Below are 26,094 nucleotides of genomic sequence, written 5' to 3'. Positions count from 1 at the left end.
AGCGCTCGATCAATCAGGCTTGGTGAACCGGCGCACAAGTTTGATCACGACAACGAAGAACACCGGTACAAAAATCACCGCCAACGTCGCGGTAATCATCCCGCCAATTACTCCGGTACCAATCGCCTGCTGACTCGCCGAACTCGCGCCCGTGGCAATCGCCAACGGCACCACGCCGAGAATGAACGCCAGCGAAGTCATGACAATCGGCCGCAACCGCAGACGCGCCGCTTGCAGCGTGGCGTCAATCAGATCGTGACCTTCGTCATACAGACTCTTGGCAAACTCGATGATCAGGATCGCGTTCTTCGCCGACAGACCGATGATGGTGATCAGGCCGACCTTAAAGAACACATCGTTGGGCATCCCGCGCAAGGTCACCGCCAGCACTGCGCCAAGCACACCGAGCGGCACCACCAGCAGCACGGAAGTCGGAATCGACCAGCTCTCGTACAACGCCGCCAGACACAGGAACACGATCAGCAACGACAATCCGAGCAGGAGCGGCGCCTGACTGCCGGACAAACGTTCCTGCAGCGACAGACCGGTCCATTCCTGACCCATGCCTTTCGGCCCTTGCGCTACCAGCCGTTCGATTTCCGCCATGGCTTCGCCGGTGCTGTGGCCGGGTTTCGGTTCGCCGGAAATCGAGATCGCCGGGTAGCCGTTGTAGCGGGTCAGCTGCGCCGGGCCCTGAGTCCATGTGGCTCGGACGAACGCCGACAGCGGCACCATTTTCCCGGCGTCGTTACGCACGTGCATCTTCAGCAGGTCGTCGACCTGACTGCGACGGTCGCCTTCGGCCTGCACCACCACCCGTTGCATGCGCCCCTGATTGGGAAAGTCGTTGACGTACGAAGAACCGATGGCAGTGGACAGCACGTTGCCGACGTCGGCGAAGGAAATGCCCAAGGCGTTTGCCTGCTTGCGGTCCACTTCCAGCTGCACTTGCGGCGCTTCGGCCAAGGCGCTTTCACGCACGTTCATCAGGATCGGGCTTTTCTCGGCGGCTTCCAGCAGTTGGGTGCGCGCCTCCATCAGGGTTGCATGGCCGAGGCCGCCCCGATCCTGCAAGCGGAATTCGAAACCGCTGGAGGTGCCGAGACCGTCAACCGGCGGCGGCAGTACCGAAAATGCCATCGCATCCTTGATCTGGCTCAGGGCGATGTTGGCGCGTTCGGCAATCGAGCTGGCCGAGTCGTCGCTGCCGCGATGCGACCAGTCCTTGAGTGTGGTGAACGCCAGTGCGGCGTTCTGCCCGCTGCCGGAGAAGCTGAAACCAAGAATCACCACACTGTCACTGACGCCCGGTTCGCCACTGTTGTGCGCCTCAAGCTGCTCGGCGACCTGCACGGTACGGTTTTTGGTCGCCCCCGGCGGCAGCTGAATGTCGGTGATGGTGTAACCCTGATCCTCGACTGGCAGGAACGAGGAGGGCAGGCGCGCAAAGCACAGGCCCAGGCCAACCAGCAACACAACGTAAATCAGCAGATAACGCCCGGTGCGTTTCAGCGCGTAGCCGACCCAGTCTTGATAGCGATCGGTCAGTTGCTCGAAGCGGCGGTTGAACCAGCCGAAGAACCCGGTCTTCTCGTGATGCTCGCCCTTGGCGATCGGCTTGAGCAGCGTTGCGCACAGTGCCGGGGTCAAAGTCAGGGCAAGGAAGGCCGAGAACAGAATCGAAGTGGCCATCGACAGTGAGAACTGCCGGTAGATGACGCCCACCGAACCCTGCATGAACGCCATCGGAATGAACACCGCCACCAGCACCAGCGTGATGCCGATGATTGCGCCGGTAATCTGCCGCATCGCCTTGCGTGTCGCCTCTTTGGGCGACAGGCCTTCGGTGGCCATGATCCGCTCGACGTTCTCCACCACCACGATGGCGTCGTCCACCAGAATGCCGATGGCCAATACCATGCCGAACATGGTCAGCACGTTGATCGAGAAGCCCAGCGCGAGCATGGTCGCGAAGGTGCCCATCAGCGCAACCGGCACCACCAGCGTCGGGATCAGCGTGTAGCGGATGTTCTGCAGGAACAGGAACATCACCGCAAACACCAGCAGCATCGCCTCGCCGAGGGTGTAGACCACTTTGGTGATCGAGACCTTCACGAATGGCGAAGTGTCGTAGGGGATCTTGTATTCCACGCCGGTCGGGAAGTAACGCGACAGTTCATCCATCTTCGCCCGGATCAGCGTTGCGGTGCTGAGGGCGTTGGCGCCCGGCGACAGTTGCACGCCGACGGCGGTGGACGGTTTGCCGTTCAGGCGGGTGCCGAACTGATACTCCTGGCTGCCGATCTCGACCCGCGCCACATCCTTGATGCGCACGGTGGAACCGTCCGGATTGGCCTTAAGCACGATGTCGGCGAACTCTTCCGGCGTCGACAGCTGACCCTTGACCAGAATCGTCGCGGTGATTTCCTGAGTGCCCGGGTTCGGCAGATCGCCGATGCTGCCCGCAGAGACCTGAGCGTTCTGCGCGACGATGGCGGCGTTGACGTCCGCCGGCGTCAGGTTGAAACCGATCAGCTTCTGCGGGTCGACCCAGATCCGCATCGCCCGCTCGGCGCCATACAACTGGGCCTTGCCGACGCCGTCGATGCGCTTGACTTCGTTCATGACGTTGCGCGCCAGGTAATCGCTGAGCGCCACGTCGTCGAGTTTGCCGTCGCTGGAAGTCAGGGTGATCAGCAGCAGGAAACCGGCGGAGACTTTCTCCACCTGCAAGCCTTGCTGATTGACCGCTTGCGGCAGGCGCGATTCGACCACTTTCAGGCGGTTCTGCACATCGACCTGCGCCAGTTCCGGGTTGGTGCCCGGCTGAAACGTCGCCTTGATCGTGGCGCTGCCGAGGCTGCTCTGGGATTCGAAATACAGCAGGTGATCGGCGCCGTTGAGTTCTTCCTCAATCAGGCTGACCACGCTTTCGTCGACGGTCTGCGCCGAGGCGCCCGGGTATACGGCATAGATTTCGATCTGCGGCGGCGCGACGTCGGGGTATTGCGCCACCGGCAATTGCGGGATGGCCAGCGCACCGGCCAACAGGATGAACAACGCGACGACCCAGGCGAACACCGGGCGGTCGATAAAGAACTGCGGCATAGAAGAGCGTCCTGCTTACTGACCAGAGGTCTGGGCAAGTGGAAGAGGGGTGTCGTCGATCTGCACGGTTTCGCCGGGGCGGGCGTGCTGCAGGCCTTCGATGACCACGCGGTCGCCGGCCTTCAGGCCACCGGTGACGATCCAGCGGTCGTTCTGCACCGCGCCGAGCTGAACCGGTTGCAGGGCGACACGCATCTGATCGTCAACGGTCAGCACTTGCGCGACACCGGCGCTGTCGCGTTGCACCGCACGTTGCGGCACAGTCAGGCCATGCTGGATCACGCCTTGTTCCAGACGCACGCGAACGTAGCTGCCGGGCAGTAGATCAAGGTCCGGGTTGGGGAATTCGCTGCGCAGAACGATTTGCCCGGTGCCCGGATCGACTGTGATGTCGCTGAACAGCAACTTGCCCGGCAGCGGATACAGGCTGCCGTCATCCTGAATCAGCGTGGCCTTGACCTGATCCTGACCGACCTGCTGCAACTGCCCGGAACGGAACGCCCGGCGCAGCTCATTGAGTTCGCGGGTCGACTGGGTCAGGTCGGCGTGGATCGGGTTCAGTTGCTGGATCAGCGCCATGGGCGTGGTTTCATTCTGGCCGACCAATGCACCTTCGGTTACCAGTGCACGACCGACGCGGCCGGAGATCGGCGCGGTGACGGTGGCGTAACCGAGGTTCAGCTTCGCTCGTTCGACGGCAGCCTTGTTGGCAGCGACGTCGGCGGCGGTCTGCCGGGCATTGGCGCGGGCGTTGTCGTAGTCCTGAGCGCTGATGGCCTTGTCGTCGATCAACTGGGCGTAGCGCTGCTCCTGCAGTTTTGCCTGGAACGCATTGGCCTCGGCTTTGCGCAGGGCGGCTTCGGCGCTGTCCAGGTCGGCCTTGAACGGCGCCGGATCGATGCGGAACAGCACGTCGCCCTTTTTCACGTCGCTGCCTTCGCGGTAGGTGCGTTGCAGCACGACGCCGGCGACTCGGGCGCGGACTTCGGCGATGCGTGGCGCGGCAATGCGCCCGCTCAGTTCGCTGCTGATCGACAGGGGGCGTGTCTCAAGGGTTTCGACCCGCACGGTGGCCGGCGGTGCCTGTTCCTCGGTGCTTGAGGATTTACCACAGGCACTCAGCGTCAGCGCCAATGCGATCAGGCCGAGCCCGGCCAGCAGATTCTTCGACATGTACAACCCCCAATATTGATCTGCGCATCCTACGGACAGTCGCCGAGGGTAGCGGTGAAGCTTTGTAGGCGCTGTGTGAAATTGTGTAAGGGTTTTGCTCAGGGACGAGTGAGGGCGTATATCCTTTACGCCTTGAAATTTATTGCGACAGATAAAGCATCGCGAGCAGGCTCGCTCCCACATTTGGAATACAGTCCTTGTGGGAGCGAGCCTGCTCGCGATAGCGGATGATGAGTCGCCACAGCACTTTCTGGATCATCAATGCCCAACATCCTCCTGGTCGAAGACGACACCGCCCTCGCCGAACTGATCTCCAGCTATCTCGAGCGCAACGGCTATTCCGTCAGCGTGATCGGCCGGGGCGACCATGTGCGCGAACGGGCGCGGCTCAATCCGCCGGACCTGGTGATTCTCGACCTGATGCTGCCGGGCCTAGATGGCTTGCAGGTCTGTCGTCTGTTGCGCGCCGATTCGGCGACGCTGCCGATCCTGATGCTCACTGCCCGCGACGACAGCCACGATCAGGTGCTGGGTCTGGAAATGGGCGCCGACGATTACGTCACCAAACCCTGCGAGCCACGTGTCCTGCTGGCGCGGGTGCGCACCTTGCTGCGGCGCAGCAGCCTCGGCGAACCGATGACCGCCAACGACCGGATCCTGATGGGCAATCTGTGCATCGATCTGTCGGAGCGCACGGTGACCTGGCGCGAACAACCGGTGGAACTGTCCAGCGGCGAATACAACCTGCTGGTGGTGCTGGCCCGGCATGCCGGTGAAGTGCTGAGCCGCGACCAGATCCTGCAACGCCTGCGCGGAATCGAGTTCAACGGCACCGACCGTTCGGTGGATGTGGCGATCTCCAAGCTGCGACGCAAGTTCGACGATCACGCCGGCGAGGCGCGCAAGATCAAGACGGTGTGGGGCAAGGGGTATTTGTTCAGCCGTTCCGAGTGGGAATGCTGAGCCGATGTTCAGAATCCTGTTTCGCCTCTATCTGGTGACGATCGTTTCCTACAGCGCGGCGATCTATCTGGTGCCGGATCTGGTGGTGATGGCGTTCAGGGATCGGTTCGTGACTTACAACCTCGATTACTCCCGTGGCCTGCAATCGCTGATCACCAAGCAGTTTCGCGCCGTGCCGCAGGATCAATGGCCGGCGGTTGCCGCGGCAATGGACAAGGATTTCCAGCCGCTGCACATCGTCCTCGCCCGCATCGATAACGCCGACTTCACCCCGATCGAACAAGAGCGCCTGCGTCGCGGCGAAAACGTGGTACGCATCGGTGACTGGGGCTGGCGCACGCTGGCGGTGACGCCGCTGAACGACCAGGTGGCCGTACAAATGGTGGTGCCACCGGATCCGATGGACGTGAACTTGCTGTACTGGAGCATCAACGTTCTGATCGGTGCGAGTTTGCTGGCGTGCCTGCTGCTCTGGCTGCGTCCGCACTGGCGTGATCTTGAACGCCTGAAGGGAACCGCCGAGCGCTTCGGCAAAGGCCATTTGAGCGAACGTACGCAAATCGGCTCGAGTTCGAACATCGGCAGTCTGGCCAACGTCTTCGACACCATGGCCGGCGACATTGAAAACCTGCTCAACCAGCAGCGTGATCTGCTCAACGCGGTGTCTCACGAACTGCGTACGCCACTGACCCGACTGGATTTCGGCCTGGCGCTGGCGCTGTCCGATGATTTGCCGCAAACCAGCCGTGAACGCCTGCAAGGTCTGGTCGCGCACATTCGCGAACTGGATGAGCTGGTGCTGGAGTTGCTGTCCTACAGCCGCCTGCAAAATCCGGCGCGTTTGCCGGAACAGGTCGAAGTGTCGCTGGACGAGTTCATCGACAGCATTCTGGGCAGCGTCGACGAAGAGCTGGAATCCCCGGAAATCGTTATCGATGTGCTGCTGCACAATCAGCTGGAACGCTTCTCCCTTGACCCGCGCCTGACTGCCCGCGCCATTCAGAACCTGCTGCGCAACGCCATGCGCTATTGCGAAAAACGCATTCAGATCGGTGTGCAGGTCTGCCCGAAGGGCTGTGAGATCTGGGTGGATGACGATGGCATCGGCATTCCGGAAGACGAGCGGGAGCGGATTTTCGAGCCGTTCTATCGACTGGATCGCAGCCGCGACCGTGCGACTGGCGGGTTTGGACTGGGGCTGGCGATCAGCCGACGGGCGCTGGAAGCACAGGGCGGGACATTGACGGTGGAGGGGTCGCCGTTGGGCGGAGCGCGGTTCAGGCTTTGGCTGCCGACCCCGGTTTGATTTGATCGCTCCCGCGCATGGCGCGGGAGCGATCCGTGATCAGAGCAATTCAGTGGATTGAATCAGCCCGACCCCGGCCACCTGCATCCGCTCGATGGCCGATGCCAGCGAGCCGTTCATGTCGATTGCCCGGCACGCATCCAGCACCACATGGGTATTGAACCCCGCTGCCCGTGCATCCAGTGCGGAAAACATCACGCAGAAATCCAGCGCCAGGCCGACCATGTACACCGTGTCGATGCCGCGCTCCTTCAGATAACCCGCCAGACCTGTGGTTGTGATGCGGTCCGCTTCCAGAAACGCCGAATAGCTGTCGATGTCCGGATTGCAGCCTTTGCGGATGATCAGCTGAGCGTGGGGCAGGTTGAGTCCCGAGTGAAATTCGGCGCCGTGTGAGCCCTGAATGCAGTGATCCGGCCAGAGCGTCTGTTCGCCGTATGGCAGTTGAATAACGTCGTAAGGCTGGTGGCCGGGATGGCTGGAGGCAAACGAAGCGTGGCCCGCCGGATGCCAGTCCTGGGCAATGACCACTTGCCTGAACTGTTCGGCGAGACGGTTGATCAGCGGAACGATCCGGTCACCCTCGGGCACGGCCAGTTGGCCGCCGGGAATGAAGTCGTTCTGTACATCGATGACCAGCAATGCAGTGCGCGGTGAAATCGTCATGTAAGGGTTCCTCCCTGGATAATCACTGGCCAAGCATAGTGACAGGCGGGCTCATGTGCTCAGCCGCTCTTTAAACATTTTCGCGAGACCTTCCAGCTCGGTGGCCGGGTTATGGCCGATCAGCATCCAGGCGTGCTCGCGTTCGGTCCAGTACACCACGTTCATCCCGTGCCGGCGTTCATGGGCCAGCGGCTGGCTGCCGCTGTTGGAGCGGGTAACACACAGTGCCAGCGGGCCGTGGGCGGCGTCGAGCCAGGTCATCTGCGCAATCGGCACACCGTCGTATTCGAGCAGTTGCGCACGTTTGAACTGCGCACCGGGCAGCTTCAGCTTCGCGGGCGACAAGTTCAGGCCCAGCCGTGCGTCGACGGTGCGCAATTGCGCCAGTTGCGAGGCTTCGTCGGTGGCCAGATGTTCAAGGGTTTGCGGTACATACAACGCCATGTAATCGCCCACCAGCTCGCGCCAGCTATGCGATTGCCGCGCTTGCCAGCCGAGGAACAACCGATCCGCCGCGACACCTGCGAGCGCCAAGCCCGCTGCTGCCGCGCCGATGAACCAGCGACGACTGAAGCCGGGGCGTTGCGGAGAGGGTGCGGCATCCAGTCGGGCTTGCAGGCGATCGAGCGGTGCCTGTCGTGCCAGCTCGTCGTAGGCGTCGCGATAGGGCAGGTTGCTGCGGCTCAGCCACTGCACGCGCAGGTTGAGCAGCGGATCGTCGGCGATGAGGCTGTCGAGCTGGCTGCGTTGTTCGCGGTCCAGTTCATCGTCCAGATACGCCACCAGTTGCTCGTCGGAAGGCGTATTCATTGCCGGTCTCCTGCGGGGGTGTTCGGTACCGCATGCAGCGGCGGGTATTCGGCCAGTTTCAGGCGGGCGGTGGCGAGGCGACTCATGACCGTGCCGATCGGCACTTGCAGGATCTCGGCGACTTCGCGGTAGGACAGTCCCTCGACATAGGCCAGATACACCGTTTCGCGCTGGGTCTCCGGCAGCGCGTCGACGCGGCGGATCACCTGCGTCGCCATCACGTGGGTCTGCGCGGCATATTCGCCGTCGAAGGTGAGCTGGTTGTCCGCGTCCACCACGCCCTGGCCCTGGCGCACCCGGCGGGCGCGCACTTCATTGAGCCAGATCGAATGCAGGATGCTCAGCAGCCAGCGGTCCATGCGCGTGCCGGCCACGTACTGGCCCGAACGTTCAAGCGCCCGTACGCAGGTGGCTTGTACCAGATCCTCGGCCACGTGCCGGTTGCGCGACAGCAGCAAACCGTAGCGCCAAAGGCGCGCCAGGTGTTGTCCGAGTTCGGCTCTGAAGGCCTGATCGCTGAAAATGTTCGCCTCCGCGTGTCGTGTCAGGTTTTCGATGAATCGTTGATGGCTTCGGCCAGGTCCCGGTATTCCTCGCAGGTCGTGCCGCAAATCTTCTGGATATGTTGCAACTGTTCCTGCGCCAGATCGACCCGACCCTTGATGACATAAGCCTCGCCCAGGTATTCGCGGACTTGCGCGTACTGCGGATCAAGCTTGACCGATTGCAGGTAATAACCGATGCCTTCGTCGGTTCGGCCCAGCTTGCGCGTGGCATAACCGCGATAGTTGAGCGCCTTGGCGGTGTTCGGCTGTTTCAGGGTGTCGAGCAAGGCCAGGGCTTCTTCATAGCGACCGTCCCTGGCCAGGCGATAGGCGTAGTCGGTACGGTCGGCGTCCGGCACCAGGCTGCTGGTCTGCGTCACGCATTTCTGCGTTTTGCTGTCGTACACCTGACCTTTCGGGCAGTTGGGCTTTTGCACCGGCTCGTCTTCATCACCGTGGGCCAGGGCCAAAGGGCTGGACAACATCGCGGCCATCAGCAACGGGGCGGCGAACATAACGGAACGGAAAGTCATGGGCAAGGCTCCATAGTGGGTCATGTTTCACGTTGAACACCGCAAGGTGAAGTTTTATTCATTGCTTTGTCAGGTGCCATTCAAGGAAAGCTCAAAGTCGCGGGCTATGCTCGTGTCGTCTGTCGTCAATCCGCCGTTCTACCCCGGGAGTTGCGCCATGAAAGATCAGGTTCACCACTCCGCTGCCGCCGGTTACAAGACCGCAGCGGAAACCTACGTCAAAGGCCGGCCGGACTATCCCCCGGCTGTTACTGAATGGCTGACGACAACCCTGGACCTGGATGGCCACAAGACTGTTATCGACCTCGGCGCGGGTACCGGCAAGTTCACCGGACGATTGGTGGCGACCGGTGCCCAGGTGATTGCCGTGGAGCCGGTGGCGCAGATGCTGGCAAAACTGTCTGCCAACTGGCCCGACGTGTTGGCCGTCAGCGCCATGGCGACCGATTTGCCATTGCCCGATGCCTCGGTTGACGCGGTGGTCTGCGCCCAGGCCTTTCACTGGTTCGCCAGCACCGAGGCGCTGGACGAAATCGCCCGGGTGCTCAAGCCCGGCGGCAAGCTCGGGCTGATCTGGAACCTGCGCGACACCCGGGTCGGCTGGGTGCCCAAGCTCGATGCCATCGTCAACGCCCGGGAAGGCGACACACCGCGCTATTACACCGGTGCCTGGCGCAAGGTGTTCCCGCATCCGGCGTTCGGGCCGCTGCAGGCCGAGCATTTTCATCATGGACATACCGGCTCGCCGGAAGATGTGATTTTCAACCGGGTGCGCTCCACCAGTTTCATCGCGGCGCTGCCGGATGCAGAGCGTGCGCGGATCGATGAGCAGCTGCGGGCGCTGGTGGCGTCCGATCCCGAGCTGCGGGGCAGGGATGTGATGACCGTGCCCTACGAGACTGCCGCGTTCGTGGCAGTGAAGGGCGGCTAGAGTCCTGCATTTGGCCGAACCGCCGTTCTGAGGCCTTGATATAGTTCAGGCCTCATTTTCAGACCGGTAAAGGATTTCTGCCATGACTCAATACACCGCCTTCAGCGTCGAACTGGCCGACAACATCGCCCATGTGCAGATCAACCGTCCGGAAAAGATCAACTCGATGAACGCCGCGTTCTGGAGCGAAATCGTCGAGGTTTTCCAGTGGGTCGACGACACCGACGAAGTGCGGGTGGTGGTGCTCAGCGGTGCCGGCAAACACTTTTCCTCGGGCATCGACCTGATGATGCTGGCCGGCGTGGCCAATGAGCTGGGCAAGGACGTCGGCCGCAACGCGCGCCTGCTGCGCAAGAAGATCCTGACCCTGCAAGCCTCGTTCAATGCCGTCGATAATTGCCGCAAGCCGGTGCTCGCGGCGATTCAGGGTTATTGCCTGGGTGGTGCCATCGACCTGATCGCGGCCTGCGACATGCGTTACGCCGCTGAAGACGCGCAGTTCTCCATTAAAGAAATCGATATCGGCATGGCAGCCGACGTTGGCACTTTGCAACGGTTGCCACGAATCATCGGTGACGGCATGCTGCGTGAGCTGGCTTACACCGGTCGCACCTTTGGCGCCGAAGAGGCGCGCAGCATCGGGCTGGTCAACCGCGTCTACAGCGACAAGGACAGCCTGATCGAAGGCGTGATGGACATTGCCCGGGACATCGCCGGCAAGTCGCCGATCGCGGTCACCGGCACCAAGGAAATGATCAGCTACATGCGCGACCACCGTATCGACGATGGTCTGGAGTACGTTGCCACCTGGAACGCCGCCATGTTGCAATCCACCGACTTGCGCGTGGCCATGGCCGCCCACATGAGCAAACAGAAACCCGAATTTCTGGATTGAGAAACCATGACATCTCGCTGGACCACCGCAGTACTGGACACCGATCAACCGGGCGGCTGGGCCGTCGCGCGCAGCCCCGAGGGTTTTCTGTTCGATGACAACGGCGTGCTGTTCCCTCGTGAATGGCTCAAGCGCCAGGACCTGTCGATCCTCGCCGAGCACGGTATCGGTCACCTTGATGGCGAGCCGGTCTATCTGCTGGAACTGCGCAGCACCAGCGAGGTGCCGGGTTGCAACTGGAAAGGCTTGCGGGCGTTCATGCTCGACGGCGATCACACGATCTACAAAGTGTTGGGTTACGCGGCGCAGATCGGGACGTGGGCCCGTGAACACCGGTTCTGCGGCAACTGCGGTCAGCCCATGACCCAGGTGCCACGGGAGCGGGCGATGTATTGCCAGCCGTGCGATTTGCGCAGTTATCCGCGCATTTCACCGAGCATGATCGTGCTGGTGACCCGGGGCGATGAAGTGCTGCTGGCGCGCTCGCCGCGTTTCGTCACCGGGGTCTATAGCACGCTGGCCGGGTTTGCCGAGCCTGGGGAGTCGGCCGAGGATTGCCTGATCCGCGAGGTGCGAGAGGAAGTCAGCATCGAAGTGAAGAACATTCAGTACATGGGCAGCCAGTGCTGGCCGTTCCCGCATTCGATGATGTTGGGTTTCCATGCCGAATACGCCGGCGGCGAGATTGTCTGTCAGGAAGACGAGATCGAAGACGCCCAGTGGTTCAACGTGCATGATCTGCCACCGTTGCCGGCGTCCAAATCGATTGCACGTTACCTGATCGACGTCTACGTGGCGCGGCGCTTAGGCCACGCTGAACCAGTGCTGCCAGGCTAGACGCACGGTCAACCCCAGGACCACGGTGATGAACACCGGACGAATGAACTTGGCGCCGCCGCTGATCGCGGTGCGCGCCCCGAAGAACGCGCCGACCATCACCGACAGGCCCATGCTCAGGCCGATGATCCAGTCCACCTGCCCGGAAAACACGAACACCGACAGCGCCGCAATGTTGCTGACGAAGTTCATGCTGCGCGCCACGCCGCTGGCCTTGACCAGATCGATCGGGTACAGCAGCAGGCTGCTGACGGTCCAGAACGCGCCCGTGCCCGGGCCGGCCACGCCGTCATAGAAACCAAGGCTGAAACCCTGGCTCGATTGCCACTTTTTCTTGATCGGTGCATCGCTGTCCAGCGGCGCTTTCGGCGTGCCGCCAAACAACAGGTACAGGCCGCAGGCAAATACGATCACCGGCAGCATTTTGTTCAGCCATTCCGCCGGCAGATAGTGGGCGACGATGGCGCCGGTCAACGCGCCGACCAGCGTACCGATGATCGCGTGCATCCACTGCCGTGGGTGAAACAGCTTGCGCCGGTAGAAGGTGAAACTGGCGGTGGCCGAGCCGAAGGTCGAACTCAGTTTGTTGGTGCCCAGCACCAGATGCGGCGGCAGACCGGCGGTGAGCAGCGCCGGCGTGGTCAACAGACCGCCACCGCCGGCGATGGCGTCGATGAATCCGGCAATGAAAGCAACGAGGGCCAGAACGGCCAGGGTAGTGAGGTCAACGCTGAGTTCGAAAGGCATGGAATCGGCTTATTCGGCAGGTTGCAGAGCTGGGCTGCGGGGAGGGCAGTCATGTTACTCATTTCCAGGTGTTGCGGCGACCCATAAGACCCGGCCACCAGCTGCCCAACTGTTGCCCAGCCAACACGCACACAACAAATCACCCTCCCGCCATGCATCCCGATCACCTCAAGCCCAATAAAACCGGGCTGTCGAGGCTGGCACGCTTGCTGCTCTGGTTCTCTCACCTTCATCAACTGTCCCGAGGACACGCCTATGAGTCAGCAAGCCGTGAAATTTGCCTACTGGGTGCCGAACGTCAGCGGTGGGCTGGTGGTCAGCAAGATCGAACAACGCACCGATTGGGGCATCGATTACAACCGCAAACTGGCGCAACTGGCCGAAGCGGCGGGTTTCGAATACGCCCTCACCCAGATCCGTTTCACCGCCGGCTACGGCGCCGAGTTTCAGCATGAGTCGGTTGCTTTCAGCCACGCGCTGCTCGCCGCCACCAGCAAACTCAAAGTCATCGCCGCCATTCTGCCCGGCCCGTGGCAACCGGCGCTGGCGGCCAAACAGTTGGCGACCATCGATCAACTCACCAATGGCCGGATTGCGGTGAACATCGTCAGCGGCTGGTTCAAGGGTGAATTCCAGGCCATCGGCGAACATTGGCTGGAGCACGACGAGCGCTATCGTCGCTCGGAAGAGTTCATCCGTTCGCTGCGAGGGATCTGGAGTCAGGACAACTTCACCTTCCGAGGCGATTTCTATCGCTTCGACAACTACAGCCTCAAGCCGAAACCGCTGGGCCACCCGGAAATCTTTCAGGGCGGCAGCTCCCGTGCGGCGCGGGACATGGCGGCGCGGGTCTCGGACTGGTATTTCACCAACGGCAACAGCGTCGAGGGCATCAAGGCGCAAGTCGACGACATTCGTGCCAAAGCGGCAGCGAATCATCATTCGGTGAAAGTCGGGGTCAATGCGTTTGTCATTGCCCGAGATACGGAAGAGGAAGCCAAAGCGGTGCTGGCGCAGATCATCGATCAGGCTGACCCGGAAGCGGTGAATGCCTTTGGTGATGCGGCGAAACAGGCGGGAAGGGCGTCGCCGGAAGGTGAGGGCAACTGGGCGAAATCGACCTTTGAGGATCTGGTGCAGTACAACGATGGCTTCAAGACCAATCTGATCGGCACGCCACAGCAGATTGCCGAGCGGATTGTGGCGTTGAAGGCGGTGGGTGTGGATCTGGTATTGGCGGGGTTCCTGCACTTTCAGGAAGAGGTGGAGTATTTCGGCCAGCGGGTGTTGCCGTTGGTGCGGGAGCTGGAAGCCAAAGCGCAATCGGTCCCGACTGCGGAAGTTGCCTGAGAATCCCTCCTGCATTTTGTGCAGGAGGGATCGGCTGAATTACAGACCGAGTTCGGACAGCCCCGGATGATCATCCGGGCGCCGGCCCAGCGGCCAGTGGAACTTGCGTTCGCTTTCCTTGATCGGCATGTCGTTGATGCAGGCATAGCGCTGGAACATCAGGCCGTGCTCGTCGAATTCCCAGTTCTCGTTGCCGTAGGAACGGAACCAGTTGCCCGAGTCGTCGTGCCATTCGTAGGCGTAACGCACGGCGATGCGGGTGTCGGAATACGCCCAGAGCTCCTTGATCAGGCGGTAATCCAGTTCCTTGGCCCATTTGCGGGTCAGGAAGCCTTTTGCTTCTTCGCGGTTGTTGGCGAATTCGGCGCGGTTGCGCCATTTGGTGTCCAGGGTATAGGCCAGCGAAACCCGCTGAGGGTCGCGGGAGTTCCAGCCATCCTCGGCCAGACGAACTTTTTCAATGGCCGATTCACGGTTGAACGGTGGCAATGGCGGACGTACTTCGGCTGCAGTAGACATGTTTGTCTCCCGATCAAATTAACGATTTAACAACTTGTCGCTTATTGAGGCTTTACAGGTCCAATAACTTTCGCGCCATGCATTGCGCATTATCGGCGGCACTGTGATCACCCATCACAAGCGCTACGGTAATGGCGCCGTCAATCAGGATCAGCAACTGTTTGGCCAGCAGTTGCGGGTCCTCGGCACCATGTTCGGTACACAGCTCGCACACGTAGTCGAGCAGCTTCTGTTTGTGGTCTTTGGCGACCAGACGGACCGGATCCTCTGGATCGCCGGTTTCGCCACTGGTATTGATGAAGGCACAGCCCCGGAAGCCTTCCGAGGCGAACCAGCCCTTGAGCACGGTAAACAGGTTGAGCAGGCGATCGGCCGGGGTTTCGGCCTGATCGACGGCGCTTCTGTACCAGTGCATCCAGCGCACGTCGCGGCGTTGCAGGGCGGCGACGGTCAGCTCCTCCTTGTTGGCGAAGTAGCGGTAGATACTCTTTCTGGAGACGCCGGCGGTTTTCACCAGAAGATCCATTCCCGTGGCGGCGATGCCACTTTTGTAGATCAACTTTTCGGTAACATCCAGAATGATGTCGCGGGTCGTGTCGTTGCTAGTGATTTCGTTCATGTGGTGAACAGTAGAACGATCGTTCTCCTTGGTCAAGCGCTAATTTTGGAATGGCTTTCGCGAGCAGGCTCGCTCCCACATTGGAAATGTGATTCACGTGGGAATCAGGCTGCTGGCGACGAAGTTATTACAGACACTCACAAGACCCGAAGGAGTTGATGGTGTAAGCTCTCGGGTTCTTCGGATTCGACCCATTGCGAGCCCTATGCCGTTGCTTTTCAAACGCTCTCTGCTGCCCAAGCTGCGCAGCTTTCCGCTGACCGCCGAGGCCGTGACCATTCTGTCCGGCGCCGCCGAGTTCCGTCGTTGCCTGCTGGAGAAAATCGCCCAGGCGACCCAGCGCATCTACCTCGTCGCGCTCTATCTGCAAAACGACGAAGCCGGTCAGGAAATCCTCGATGCCTTGCACGCCGCCAAGCTCAAGCGCCCGGAGCTTGAGATTGTTGTGGTCGTCGACTGGCTGCGCGCCCAGCGCGGATTGATCGGTGCCGGCAAGCAACCGGGCAACGCCGCGTGGTATCAGGAAATGACCCGCACCCACCAGAGCGTGGTGCCGGTCTACGGCGTGCCGGTGCAGACCCGCGAGCTGTTCGGCGTGCTGCACTTGAAGGGCTTCGTGATCGACGATTGCGTGGTCTACAGCGGCGCCAGCCTGAACAACGTTTATCTGCACAAGTTCGACAAGTATCGCTTCGACCGCTATCACGTGTTGCAGAGCCGTGAACTGGCGGACTCGATGCACCATCTGGTCAAGCATGGCCTGATCGAATCGAAAGCGGTGCATCGCCTCGACCTGCCGCACCTGCCGACCACCCGCAGCCTGCGCAACGACATCGGCGATCTGCGCAGCCGTCTCAAATACGCGGCGTACGACACCAGCGCCGGCAGCACGGCGCATACCGGCCTGTCGGTCAGCCCGTTGCTCGGCGTGGGCAAGAACAACCCGCTGAACCGGGTGATTCTGGAGCTGATCGCCAGCGCCCAGAAGCAACTGACCATCTGCACGCCGTACTTCAACCTGCCGCTGGGGGTGATCCGCGAGATCAACCGGGCGCTGGCGCGCGGCGTGAAGATCGACATCGTAGTCGGTGACAAGACCGCCAACGACTTCTACATCCCGCCGAGCGAGCCGTTCAAGGTGATTGCCGCGCTGCCGTATCTCTACGAGATCAGCCTGCGCCGTTTCGCCAAGCGTCATCAGCGCAACATCGACAGCGGCCAGTTGAACCTGCATCTGTGGCGTGAGGGCGACAACAGCTATCACCTCAAGGGCATGTGGATCGACCAGCGCTACACGCTGCTGACCGGCAACAACCTCAACCCGCGGGCGTTCCGTCTCGATCTGGAAAACGCGCTGCTGATCGATGACCCGAAAGGCGAGTGGCTGGAGCCACGTCGTCTGGAGCTGGAAAACATCTTCGAACATACCTCGCGGATCGAGCGATTCCAGGACCTGGAAGCCTTGCCGGATTACCCGGCCGGGGTGGCCAAGTTCCTCAAGCGCGTGAGCCGGGTGCGGGTCGAGCGGTTGCTGTATCGGATTCTCTAAGATTCGAAATCTTTGGCGCGGCAAAAATAGCTATCGCGAGCAGGCTCGCTCCCACATTGGAATGCATTTCCCTGTGGGAGCGAGCCTGCTCGCGATGAGGCACTACAAAACGCTATAGAACTCAGTTCAGACCCAATTTCCCACGCAATGTGGAAAGGTCTTCTGCCAGAGTATTGACCGGGCCCACCAGCGCCTTGCGGTCGTTGTCCTTCACTTTGTCATAAGTTTCGAAGCCACCATCCTTGGTCTTGTACTTGGCCAGGATCTTGTCCACGGTGGCGAAGTTCTTGTCGACTTTGGCCACGAAGGCCTTGTCCTGCTTCTCGATCTGCGGACGGAACAGGTCGACGATTTTCTTCGCGCCGTCGATGTTGCCCTGGAAGTCATAGAGATCGGTGTGGCTGTACCGGTCTTCTTCACCGGAGATCTTGGTGGCGGCGACTTCTTCCAGCAGGGCGGCAGCACCACCGACGACTTTCTCGGGCGGGAAGGTCAGGCCGGCAACGCGGGTCTGCAGGTCCTGCACGTCTTTATCCAGTTTGTCGGCCAGATCGTTCAGGCCCTGTGTGCTCTTCTCCGAGAACAGCGAGTACTCGAGGCGGTGGAAACCGGTGAAGTCTTCAGCCTTCACGCCTTTTTCGTGGTCGTCGACGCGGGAGTCGATGGACGCATCGAGGTCACTGAACAGCTCGGCAATCGGCTCGATCGACTCGTAGTAGACGCGGGTCGGTGCATAGAGCTTCTGCGCGGTGGCCAGGTCGCCCTTTTTCACGGCGTCGGTGAATTGTTTGGTGTGGGTGCCCAGCTGGTCCAGTTGCTCGGTGACGTAGATCTTGTAGTCCGAAACCGGCCCGACCAGATCCAGCGGTGCAGTCGCCGCGAGCGCCGACAGCGGGGTGTTGAGTAGACCAAGGGTCAGCAATAACGCGATGGGCGTCTTTTTCATGGGGGCGGCTCCTGTTGAATGCTATGCAGTTGTTTTTGGTTGGGTAGCGTTGAGCAGCGAGCGACCGATGAAATCCTTGTCGCCCGTAACACCCGGCAGGGTGAAGAAGTAACCGCCGCCGACCGGCTTGAGGTATTCCTCCAGCGGCTCGCCGTTGAGGCGGGTCTGTACGGTGATGAAGCCTTTTTCCAGGTCAGCCTGGTAGCAGATGAACAGCAGGCCCATGTCGAGCTGGCCGTTCTTGTTCACACCGTTGGAGTAGTTGAACGGCCGGCGCAGGATCAAATTGGCCTGGCTCGCGGCGGTGCGCGGGTTGGCCAGACGGATGTGCGCGTCGAGCTTGGTCAGCTTGCCTTCCGGGTCCTTGCTGTAGTCCGGGACTTCGGTCTCATGGCTGGCACCCATTGGCGCGCCAGTGGTTTTCACGCGGCCGATGATGCTTTCCTGCTCCTGCAACGGCGTGCGGTCCCAGCGCTCGACGAAGTTGCGGATGATCCGCACCGCCTGATAACTGCCGTGGGCCGCCCAGGCCGGTTCGTCGCTGCCCGGTTGCACCCAGACGATGCGATCCATGGCTTTGCCGTCGTTGGAATCCGGGTTGGCCGAACCGTCGCGGAAACCCAGGAAGTTACGCGCCGATTGCGCCGGCACGCCGGGTTTGGCCGGGGCTTGCGGCGGCACGCTGCCTTCCTGTTTCCAGCGCACCAGCAGCAGGTCCGGCAGGTTTTTCACGATGTCGCGCAGGGCGTGGATGTTGGTGTCGGCGGTGTTGGAGCAGAACTGCAGGCTCAGGTCGCCGTGGCAGCAATCGGCCTCCAGCGCATCGTTGGGGAAACCGACCATGCGGATCAGGCGCTTGGGCTTGGCGGCGGCGAGGCCGAAACGCTCGTCGAACAGTGACTCACCCACCGACACGGTGATGGTCAGGTTGTCCGGGGTGACCACCGGGCCGAGGATGCCGGAATCCGGCGGCGGCAATTTCGGATCGATCTGCGCCACCGGGCCACCTTTCATCAGGAACGCGATGCGCTCGTTGAGGGTGCGGAACAGGCGTTCGAGGTCTTCGCGGTCGCTGGCCAGTACATCGAACGACACCAGCATGCCGGACGCCGGACGCGGGGTGACGATGCCGGTCTGGTGCACGCCATGAAAATCGTGGTGATCCTGGGTCTTGTCGCTGCTCGGTGCTTCGGTGACTTGTGCAGGCGCAGCGGCCATGGCCGGGCAGCTCAGGGCGGTACCGGCCAGCGCGACGCCGGCGGCGCCCATGCCCATCAGTACGCGACGGCGTTGCAGGTTGAAGTGTTCGGAATCGTTCATCGGTATTCGTCTTCTACTTACAGGCCGGAGAGGCCGAGGGCGGGATCAATGGCGTCGAGGGCGTCGGCCAGAGCCTTGGCCTTGTCGGCGATCTGTTTGCGTTGTTCACCGCTGACGGTGTCGTAACTCGCGTAGCCGTCCTTGATCTTGAAACCGTTCAGGGTGTTGTCGAAGTCAGTCAGCGCGCTGTCGATTTTCGGCAGCAGGTCGGCGGCGGATTTCGTCAGCAGGGGGCGCAGCAATTCGACGACCTTGTGCGCCGTCTCCAGGTTCGCCGCGAAGCCGTTGAGGTCGCCGTGGCTGTAGCGTTCTTCTTCGCCACTGGCGGCGCGAACGTCGGCCAGGGTGTTGAGGTTGCGCACTAGGATTTCCACCAGTTGCTCCGGCGGCAGCGATTGGGCCAGCAACTGTTGTTTCAGCGTGGTGACATCGCCCAGCAGGCGCTCGGCAATCGGCGACAAGCCGTCGAGGTTGCGTTGCTGGAACAGCGCGTACTCGATGCGATGGAAGCCGACGAAGGCCGGATCCTGCTCGCGTTTCTCGAAGTAATCGGCGCGGGCGTTGATGCTGTTGTCCAGCTCGGCCAGGCGTTGTGCGGCCGGGGCCAGACGCTGATAAGCCGCGCGGGCCGGCAGATAGGCGGCTTGCGCCTGGGCCAGATCACCGCTGGTGATCGCTTGATTGAGTGCGGTGACAGCTCTGATCAGCGCGCTGCCCTGGGTGGCCAGATAAACCCGGAACTCCGACAACGGCCCGACAAACGCGACCATCGACGGCTTGGCCTTGGCGGCGGCATCGGAGGCCGCGGTCGGCGTCACATGCAGCACACCGCGGGGGTTGCTCAACAGGCCGCAGGTGATGGCGTAGTCGCCGGGTTGCAGGTTGGCGTTGATCACCTGGCTCAGGCCCGGTGCGATGTTCTCGCGTTCTTCGATCACCAGAACGCCATCGAGGATTTCCCATTCCACCGCCCGGTCGGAGCGGTTGACGATGCGGAAACTGGCACGGCCGGCGGGTACGCTCAGCTCGTTCGGCTCGCAACTGCCGGGGTGGATGTTGACCACCACTTCGTCATGGTTGTGCTGACGTTTGGCCGCAGCCATTTTCGAGGCGTAGTAGAACAGGCCGCCGGCGGCGATCATCACGACCACCGAACCGGCCACCGCCCAGCGCAAGGCACGGGGAGGGGACGCCTGAGGAATATTAGGCTTTGACATGGAGGCCCTTATTGACTGGAAGCGGAATTCGAGGCGGCGGCTTTGGGCGCCGCGGCGGGCGCCGGATAGAAGAACATCACCAGCGCTACCACCAGATAGATCAGGTACGCGCCGAGGGTGCTGACGGTCGGCGCATCCTGATAACCGAACATGCCGGCCAGTACCGAGCCCAACGGGCCGTCCATCGGCAGCGTTGCGCTGAAGTCGAAGAGCACGGTTTGCAGGTGATTCCAGACGCCGGCTTCATGCAGTGCCTGCACCGAGTTGGAGAGGATCCCGGCGGCGACCACAAGGATGAACAGCCCGGTCCAGCGGAAGAACGCCGAGAGATTCAGGCGCATGCTGCCGCTGTAGATCAGGAAACCAACGACGATGGCCAGGATCAGGCCGAGCAGGGCGCCGATCGGCGCGCCCGGGCCTTCGCTCTGCTGGAACACGGCGAGCAGGAAGAACACGGTTTCCAGGCCTTCTCGGGCGACGGCGAAAAACACCATGGCGATCAGGGCGATGACCTGATGCTTCGACGCCGTCAGCGCATGATCGAGGGAGGCTTGCAGCGAATGCTTGATCGAACGCGCCACCTTGCGCATCCAGAACACCATGGAGCTGAGAATGCCCACGGCGACGAGGCCGACCACGCCTTCGAACAGTTCCTGCTGTTTTTGCGGGAATTCGGCACTGACCAGCTCCAGGCCACCGCCCACCAGCAAGGCCAGCGCAGCGGCGAGAAACACGCCGATCCACACCGCCGGCATCCATTGGCCACGGCCGGTCTGTTGCAGGTAGCTGGCGATAATGCCAACGATCAGTGCGGCTTCAATGCCTTCGCGCAGCATGATCAGAAAGGGAACGAGCATTCGGCATCCACTGTGTCACGAAATGAGGTTACAAGTTGTAACATAATGAAAGTCATTCTCACATGTCACTCATTGACATTTACCTGAACGGTAGCTGAACAGGCTTGAAGATCAACCATTCTCAAATGCGTCACGGCCATTGCGGATGAAGCGAGCCGTGTCCGGGCGGCTGCGTTAAGATGCCAGCCACTCGTACAACCACAGGATTCGCCTAGATCCATGTCGGAAAAAGACACCATCGCCATTCAACTGGTGCGTGAAGCGCTGCAGCAAAGTTGTGCTCCGGGCGTGGCCACGGAAGAAGTCTTGAACAAGGTCGGCATCGATCCGGCGTTGCTGGTCACCGACGACGCCCGCGTGCCAGCCAGCCAGTACGCGCGGTTATGGCGATTGCTGGCGCGGCGGGGCGATGACGAGTTCTTTGGCATGGACCCGCGCAAGCTGAAATCCGGCAGCCTGGAATTCCTCTGCCGCAGCGCGATGGCCCAGCCGAATCTGGCGGTCGGGTTGAGCACTGGTTTGAATTTCCTGTCGCTGATGCTTGAACGCTTGCCGGCGCAACTGGTGCACCAGCAAAGTCTGGCGGAGATCGTGCTGCTGGAGGATGACCCCGAGCCGCGCCGCGCCTTCACCTATTTCACCTACTGGATGATCGTCCACGGCGTGGCGTGCTGGCTGGCGGGGCGGCGGATTCCGATCCTGGCCATCGAACTGCGCTGTCCGGCGCCGGATTTCTGCGATGACTATCGGGTGATGTTCTCGGAAAACCTGCGCTTTGCCCGGCCGCGCACGAGAATGATCTTCGCCGCTGACGTGCTGGATCTGCCGATCAAGCGCAGCGCCGAGGAGTTGAAACGCTTCCTCGCCCATGCCCCGGCCAACATTCTGGTGAAGTACCGCGACCCGGAAAGCCTCGCCAGCCGGATCAAGCAGGATTTGCGTCAGCTGCCCGCCGAACAGTGGCCAGAAACCGACGCGCTGGCCCAGCAGTTGTGCATGTCGGCCTCGACCCTGCGCCGGCGTCTGGCGGAAGAGGGGCAGACTTATCAGGGGTTGAAGGACAGCGTGCGCAAGGAACTGGCGATCACCTGGCTGGCGGAACCTTCAATCAGCTTTGTGGACATCGCCTCGCGACTTGGGTTTGCCGATGCGAGTTCGTTCTACAAGGCGTTTCGCAAGTGGTCCGGGACCAATCCGGGGCACTATCGCAGCCTGATATTGAATGAGGCCGTCTGATCCGGCCCCATCGCCAGCAGGCTGGCTCCCACATTTGAAACCCGCCCCCTGTGGGAGCCAGCCTGCTGGCGATAGGGCCAGTCCAGGCAATACAACGCATGAACCTTGGCCAAACCAGTCATCCACTTTGATGGCTTTGACCATTGCCGCAGCCAGCGTGCGGCGCGAGTATTCCTCTGATGTTTACGGTTCCCCGACCTAATAAAAACACAGAGGGATTCTGGCAATGCGCGATTACTTGTCTGCCACCGAACAGTTCAATTATCAGCACACCGTGGACGCCGCGCTCAGCGGCTCGCTCGAGGCGCTCAACGCCTGCGTCGAATGTTGTGACCGTCACGCCTTGCCGGGGCGCATCGCGCTGTTCTGGGAGGGCCGCGATGGCGCCAGTGCGACCTACACCTTCAGCGATCTTCAGGACAAGGCCGCACGTTTCGCCAATTTCCTGCTCGCCCAGGGCGTGCAGAAAGGGGACAAGGTCGCCGGCCTGCTGCCGCGCAATATCGAATTGCTCATCACCGTGTTCGCCACCTGGCGCATCGGCGCGGTGTATCAACCGCTGTTCACCGCATTCGGCCCCAAAGCCCTCGAACATCGTCTGAACAGTTCCGGCGCCAAAGTCGTGGTAACCGACGCCGTCAACCGGCCGAAGCTCAGCGAAGTCGCCGATTGCCCGACGCTGGTTACCGTTGGCGGCCCGAAAGGCCAGGGCATCGTCCGTGGCGATTACAGTTTCTGGGCCGAATTGCCCAACCATTCCAGTGTCTGCGAACCGGTCATGTTGACCGGCGAAGACCCGTTCCTGCTGATGTTCACCTCGGGCACCACCGGCCCGTCGAAAGCGCTGTCGGTGCCGCTCAAGGCTGTCGTCGCGTTCCAGAGCTACACCCGCGATGCCGTGGATCTGCGACCCGAAGATGCGTTCTGGAACGTCGCCGATCCGGGTTGGGCCTATGGCATTTATTTCGGCGTGACCGGCCCGTTGTCCATGGGCCATCCGATCACCTTTTACGATGGCCCGTTCACCCTCGAAAGCACCTGCCGGGTCATCAACAAATACGGCATCACCAATCTCACCGGGTCGCCCACGGCCTATCGTCTGCTGATTGCCGGCGGCGATGAATTCGCCAAGTCGATCAAGGGCAAGCTGCGCATCGTCAGCAGCGCCGGCGAGCCGTTGAACCCGGAAGTGATCCGCTGGTTCGCCGACAACCTCGGCGTGGTCATTCACGACCACTATGGCCAGACCGAACTGGGCATGGTCCTGTGCAACCACCACGGCCTCGAACACCCGATCCACCTCGGCGCCGCCGGTTTTGCTTCGCCGGGCCATCGCATCGTGGTGCTCGACGATCAGTACAACGAACTCGGTGTGGGCCAGCCCGGCATCCTCGCCATCGACCGCACACAGTCGCCGATGTGCTGGTTCGCCGGTTACGAAGGCGCACCGACCAAGGCCTTCGTCGGCGATTACTACCTGAGCGGCGACACCGTGGAGTGGAACCCGGACGGCAGCATCAGCTTTGTCGGCCGCAGTGACGACGTGATCACCACTTCCGGCTACCGGGTCGGCCCGTTCGATGTGGAGAGCGCACTGATCGAGCACCCGGCGGTGGTCGAAGCCGCCGTGGTCGGCAAGCCCGATCCCGAGCGTACCGAACTGGTCAAAGCCTTCGTCGTGCTCAACCCGCAATACCGCGCGGAGCCGGCGCTGGCCGAAGAACTGCGCCAACACGTGCGCAAGCGTCTGGCCGCGCATTCGTACCCCCGTGAAATCGAATTTGTCAGCGAGTTGCCGAAAACCCCGAGCGGCAAATTGCAGCGCTTTATCTTGCGCAACCAGGAAATCGCCAAGGCTCAAGAGGCCGCGGCGCACAACGTTTCAGCTTGAATCCAAGGAAACAATCATGCAGATCGAGAACAAGGTTTTTATCGTCACCGGAGGCGCATCCGGCCTGGGTGCCGCCACCGCTGAGTTACTGGTGAGCGCCGGCGCCAAAGTGATGCTGGTGGACATGAATGCCGACGCCGTTGCCGCCCAGGCCCAGCGCCTTGGTGCGCAGAGCGTGGTAGCCGATATCAGCAACGAAGCCGCCGCCGAAGCCGCCGTGCAGGCGGCGGTAAAAGCTTTCGGTAGCCTGAATGGTCTGGTGAATTGCGCCGGCATCGTTCGCGGCGAGAAGATCCTCGGCAAGAACGGCCCTCACGCCTTGTCCAGCTTCGCCCAGGTGATCAACGTCAACCTGATCGGCAGCTTCAACATGCTGCGCCTCGCAGCGGCAGCGATTGCCGAAAGCGAAGCCAACGCCGACGGCGAACGCGGCGTGATCATCAACACCGCGTCCGTTGCGGCGTTCGACGGCCAGATCGGCCAGGCGGCGTACTCTGCATCCAAAGGCGCGATCGCCAGCCTGACACTGCCTGCCGCCCGTGAACTGGCGCGCTTCGGCATCCGCGTGATGACCATCGCTCCGGGCATTTTCGAAACCCCGATGATGGCCGGCATGACCCCGGAAGTGCGCGACTCCCTGGCCGCCGGCGTACCGTTCCCGCCGCGTCTGGGCAAACCGGCCGAGTACGCCGCGCTGGTGCGGCATATCATTGAAAACAGCATGCTCAACGGCGAGGTGATCCGTCTCGACGGTGCTTTGCGCATGGCCGCCAAATAAGGAGGATTTCCCATGACTATCTCCAACGATCCGATTGTCATCGTCAGCGCCGTCCGCACCCCGATGGGCGGTTTTCAGGGCGAACTGAAAAGCCTGACTGCACCGCAACTGGGTGCGGCTGCGATCAAGGCTGCTGTTGAACGCGCCGGTGTTGCCGCCGATGCGGTCGATGAAGTGCTGTTCGGCTGCGTACTGCCGGCCGGTCTCGGCCAGGCGCCTGCGCGTCAGGCTGCACTGGGAGCGGGGCTGGACAAATCCACCCGCTGCACCACCGTCAACAAGATGTGCGGCTCGGGCATGGAAACCACCATCCTCGCCCACGACATGCTGCTGGCCGGCAGCGCCGATGTGGTGATCGCCGGCGGCATGGAAAGCATGTCCAACGCGCCGTACCTGCTGGACCGCGCCCGCGCCGGTTACCGCATGGGCCACGGCCGGGTGCTGGACTCGATGTTCCTCGACGGCCTCGAAGACGCCTACGACAAGGGCCGCCTGATGGGCACCTTCGCCGAAGACTGCGCTGAAACCAACGACTTCAGCCGCGAAGCCCAGGACGCCTTTGCCATCGCCTCGACCACACGCGCCCAGCAGGCGATCAAGGACGGCAGCTTCAAGGCCGAGATCGTTCCGCTGACCGTGACCGTCGGCAAGGAACAGGTTGTGATCAGCAATGACGAGCAACCGCCAAAAGCCAAACTGGACAAGATCGCTTCGCTGAAACCGGCGTTCCGTGAGGACGGCACCGTGACCGCAGCCAACTCCAGTTCGATCTCCGACGGCGCCGCCGCACTGGTGCTGATGCGTCAGTCGCAAGCGCAGAAACAGGGTCTGAAACCGCTGGCGGTGATTCACGGCCACGCTGCCTTCGCCGACACCCCGGGCCTGTTCCCGGTGGCACCGATTGGCGCGATCAAGAAACTGATGAAAAAAACCGGCTGGTCGCTGGACCAGGTCGATCTGTTCGAGGTCAACGAAGCCTTTGCCGTGGTCGGCATGGCGGCGATGACCCACCTGGAAATCCCCCACGACAAGCTGAACATCCATGGCGGCGCCTGCGCCCTCGGTCACCCGATCGGTGCCTCCGGCGCACGGATTCTGGTGACCTTGCTCTCGGCCCTGCGCCAGAAGGGCCTGAAACGCGGCGTCGCGGCGATCTGCATCGGCGGCGGCGAAGCCACGGCGATGGCCGTGGAATGCCTCAACTGAGGTCAAGACCAAATCCTTGTGGGAGCCAGCCTGCTGGCGATAGCGGTGTGTCATACCAGCAAATGTTGACTGACAGACTTCAATCGCCAGCA

General features: G+C 61.7%; 24 protein-coding genes. 11 read left to right on the top strand and 13 right to left on the bottom strand.

The window, feature by feature from the left end:
- Positions 1–9: 9 nt before the first annotated feature.
- Complete coding sequence (locus DXT77_RS15210; protein WP_119428220.1) at positions 10–3,108, bottom strand: efflux RND transporter permease subunit; 3,099 nt, start codon at positions 3,106–3,108, stop codon at positions 10–12.
- A gap of 15 nt (positions 3,109–3,123) precedes the next feature.
- A complete protein-coding gene (locus DXT77_RS15205; RefSeq protein ID WP_119428219.1) occupies positions 3,124–4,281 on the bottom strand; it encodes an efflux RND transporter periplasmic adaptor subunit in 1,158 nt (385 codons plus the stop codon).
- Between the two features lie 261 nt (positions 4,282–4,542).
- Here DXT77_RS15205 and DXT77_RS15200 point away from each other — a divergent pair, with 261 nt between their 5' ends.
- Positions 4,543–5,244 (top strand): response regulator transcription factor, encoded by a 702-nt coding sequence (locus DXT77_RS15200; protein WP_007960391.1) that lies wholly within the window; start codon positions 4,543–4,545, stop codon positions 5,242–5,244.
- A gap of 4 nt (positions 5,245–5,248) precedes the next feature.
- Complete coding sequence (locus DXT77_RS15195) at positions 5,249–6,550, top strand: ATP-binding protein (protein WP_119428218.1); 1,302 nt, start codon at positions 5,249–5,251, stop codon at positions 6,548–6,550.
- 39 nt (positions 6,551–6,589) lie between these two features.
- On the opposite strand, the gene pncA is transcribed toward DXT77_RS15195, so the two are convergent.
- The 4 genes from pncA to DXT77_RS15175 all read right to left on the bottom strand — a co-directional run bounded on the left by pncA (position 6,590) and on the right by DXT77_RS15175 (position 9,104).
- Positions 6,590–7,216 carry a bifunctional nicotinamidase/pyrazinamidase gene (gene pncA / locus DXT77_RS15190; RefSeq protein ID WP_119428217.1) on the bottom strand — a complete coding sequence of 209 codons (627 nt, stop codon included), beginning with the start codon at positions 7,214–7,216 and terminating at the stop codon, positions 6,590–6,592.
- Between the two features lie 51 nt (positions 7,217–7,267).
- Positions 7,268–8,026, bottom strand: coding sequence for an anti-sigma factor (locus DXT77_RS15185; RefSeq protein WP_119428216.1), 759 nt, complete (start codon positions 8,024–8,026; stop codon positions 7,268–7,270).
- Positions 8,023–8,508, bottom strand: a complete 486-nt coding sequence (locus DXT77_RS15180; protein WP_119428389.1) for an RNA polymerase sigma factor — start codon at positions 8,506–8,508, stop codon at positions 8,023–8,025. Before DXT77_RS15180 ends, DXT77_RS15185 begins: the two co-directional genes overlap by 4 nt.
- 62 nt (positions 8,509–8,570) lie before the next feature.
- Positions 8,571–9,104 carry a tetratricopeptide repeat protein gene (locus DXT77_RS15175; RefSeq protein WP_119428215.1) on the bottom strand — a complete coding sequence of 178 codons (534 nt, stop codon included), beginning with the start codon at positions 9,102–9,104 and terminating at the stop codon, positions 8,571–8,573.
- Positions 9,105–9,261: 157 nt separating this feature from the next.
- Here DXT77_RS15175 and DXT77_RS15170 point away from each other — a divergent pair, with 157 nt between their 5' ends.
- The 3 genes from DXT77_RS15170 (at position 9,262) to nudC (ending at position 11,767) form a co-directional block, all read left to right on the top strand.
- Complete coding sequence (locus DXT77_RS15170; RefSeq protein ID WP_119428214.1) at positions 9,262–10,035, top strand: class I SAM-dependent methyltransferase; 774 nt, start codon at positions 9,262–9,264, stop codon at positions 10,033–10,035.
- Between the two features lie 82 nt (positions 10,036–10,117).
- Entirely contained in the window at positions 10,118–10,930 is an 813-nt protein-coding gene (locus DXT77_RS15165; protein ID WP_119428213.1) for a crotonase/enoyl-CoA hydratase family protein, read from the top strand.
- Between the two features lie 6 nt (positions 10,931–10,936).
- The gene (nudC, locus tag DXT77_RS15160) at positions 10,937–11,767 is read left to right on the top strand and encodes an NAD(+) diphosphatase (RefSeq protein WP_119428212.1); all 831 of its coding nucleotides are present in this window, start codon (positions 10,937–10,939) and stop codon (positions 11,765–11,767) included.
- On the opposite strand, the gene DXT77_RS15155 is transcribed toward nudC, so the two are convergent.
- Complete coding sequence (locus tag DXT77_RS15155) at positions 11,735–12,514, bottom strand: TSUP family transporter (RefSeq protein WP_119428211.1); 780 nt, start codon at positions 12,512–12,514, stop codon at positions 11,735–11,737. The two genes, nudC and DXT77_RS15155, sit on opposite strands and share 33 nt — an antisense overlap.
- A 255-nt stretch (positions 12,515–12,769) precedes the next feature.
- Between DXT77_RS15155 and sfnG the strand changes: the two genes are divergently transcribed.
- Positions 12,770–13,864: a dimethylsulfone monooxygenase SfnG gene (sfnG, locus tag DXT77_RS15150; RefSeq protein ID WP_119428210.1), complete on the top strand. Its 1,095-nt coding sequence runs from the start codon at positions 12,770–12,772 to the stop codon at positions 13,862–13,864.
- A gap of 39 nt (positions 13,865–13,903) precedes the next feature.
- On the opposite strand, the gene DXT77_RS15145 is transcribed toward sfnG, so the two are convergent.
- Positions 13,904–14,383, bottom strand: coding sequence for a nuclear transport factor 2 family protein (locus DXT77_RS15145; RefSeq protein ID WP_119428209.1), 480 nt, complete (start codon positions 14,381–14,383; stop codon positions 13,904–13,906).
- Between the two features lie 52 nt (positions 14,384–14,435).
- Positions 14,436–15,002, bottom strand: coding sequence for a TetR/AcrR family transcriptional regulator (locus DXT77_RS15140; protein WP_119428208.1), 567 nt, complete (start codon positions 15,000–15,002; stop codon positions 14,436–14,438).
- A 205-nt stretch (positions 15,003–15,207) separates the two neighbouring features.
- Here DXT77_RS15140 and pssA point away from each other — a divergent pair, with 205 nt between their 5' ends.
- Complete coding sequence (gene pssA / locus DXT77_RS15135; protein ID WP_119428207.1) at positions 15,208–16,551, top strand: CDP-diacylglycerol--serine O-phosphatidyltransferase; 1,344 nt, start codon at positions 15,208–15,210, stop codon at positions 16,549–16,551.
- Between the two features lie 121 nt (positions 16,552–16,672).
- Here pssA and efeO (DXT77_RS15130) read toward each other — a convergent pair whose 3' ends face one another.
- The 4 genes from efeO (DXT77_RS15130) to efeU are packed head-to-tail and all read right to left on the bottom strand — an operon-like array spanning position 16,673 to position 20,891.
- A complete protein-coding gene (efeO, locus tag DXT77_RS15130; RefSeq protein ID WP_119428206.1) occupies positions 16,673–17,497 on the bottom strand; it encodes an iron uptake system protein EfeO in 825 nt (274 codons plus the stop codon).
- A gap of 21 nt (positions 17,498–17,518) precedes the next feature.
- Positions 17,519–18,817, bottom strand: coding sequence for an iron uptake transporter deferrochelatase/peroxidase subunit (gene efeB, locus DXT77_RS15125; protein WP_119428205.1), 1,299 nt, complete (start codon positions 18,815–18,817; stop codon positions 17,519–17,521).
- A 17-nt stretch (positions 18,818–18,834) separates the two neighbouring features.
- Positions 18,835–20,034, bottom strand: coding sequence for an iron uptake system protein EfeO (gene efeO, locus DXT77_RS15120; RefSeq protein ID WP_119428204.1), 1,200 nt, complete (start codon positions 20,032–20,034; stop codon positions 18,835–18,837).
- 8 nt (positions 20,035–20,042) lie between these two features.
- A complete protein-coding gene (efeU, locus tag DXT77_RS15115) occupies positions 20,043–20,891 on the bottom strand; it encodes an iron uptake transporter permease EfeU (protein ID WP_119428203.1) in 849 nt (282 codons plus the stop codon).
- Positions 20,892–21,110: 219 nt separating this feature from the next.
- Between efeU and DXT77_RS15110 the strand changes: the two genes are divergently transcribed.
- The 4 genes from DXT77_RS15110 to DXT77_RS15095 all read left to right on the top strand — a co-directional run bounded on the left by DXT77_RS15110 (position 21,111) and on the right by DXT77_RS15095 (position 26,002).
- Complete coding sequence (locus tag DXT77_RS15110; protein WP_119428202.1) at positions 21,111–22,127, top strand: AraC family transcriptional regulator; 1,017 nt, start codon at positions 21,111–21,113, stop codon at positions 22,125–22,127.
- A gap of 226 nt (positions 22,128–22,353) precedes the next feature.
- Positions 22,354–24,018, top strand: coding sequence for an AMP-binding protein (locus DXT77_RS15105; protein ID WP_119428201.1), 1,665 nt, complete (start codon positions 22,354–22,356; stop codon positions 24,016–24,018).
- Between the two features lie 16 nt (positions 24,019–24,034).
- On the top strand, positions 24,035–24,796 hold the full coding sequence (locus DXT77_RS15100; protein ID WP_119428200.1) for an SDR family NAD(P)-dependent oxidoreductase: 762 nt from the start codon (positions 24,035–24,037) through the stop codon (positions 24,794–24,796).
- Between the two features lie 12 nt (positions 24,797–24,808).
- The gene (locus tag DXT77_RS15095; protein ID WP_119428199.1) at positions 24,809–26,002 is read left to right on the top strand and encodes an acetyl-CoA C-acyltransferase; all 1,194 of its coding nucleotides are present in this window, start codon (positions 24,809–24,811) and stop codon (positions 26,000–26,002) included.
- The last annotated feature ends 92 nt before the right edge of the window (positions 26,003–26,094 follow it).

Source organism: Pseudomonas sp. 91RF, assembly GCF_003576265.1.
Classification (GTDB): Bacteria; Pseudomonadota; Gammaproteobacteria; order Pseudomonadales; family Pseudomonadaceae; genus Aquipseudomonas; species Aquipseudomonas kribbensis.
The sequence above is the reverse complement of the archived record's forward strand: the minus strand, read 5'-3'. Positions and strand labels throughout refer to the sequence as shown.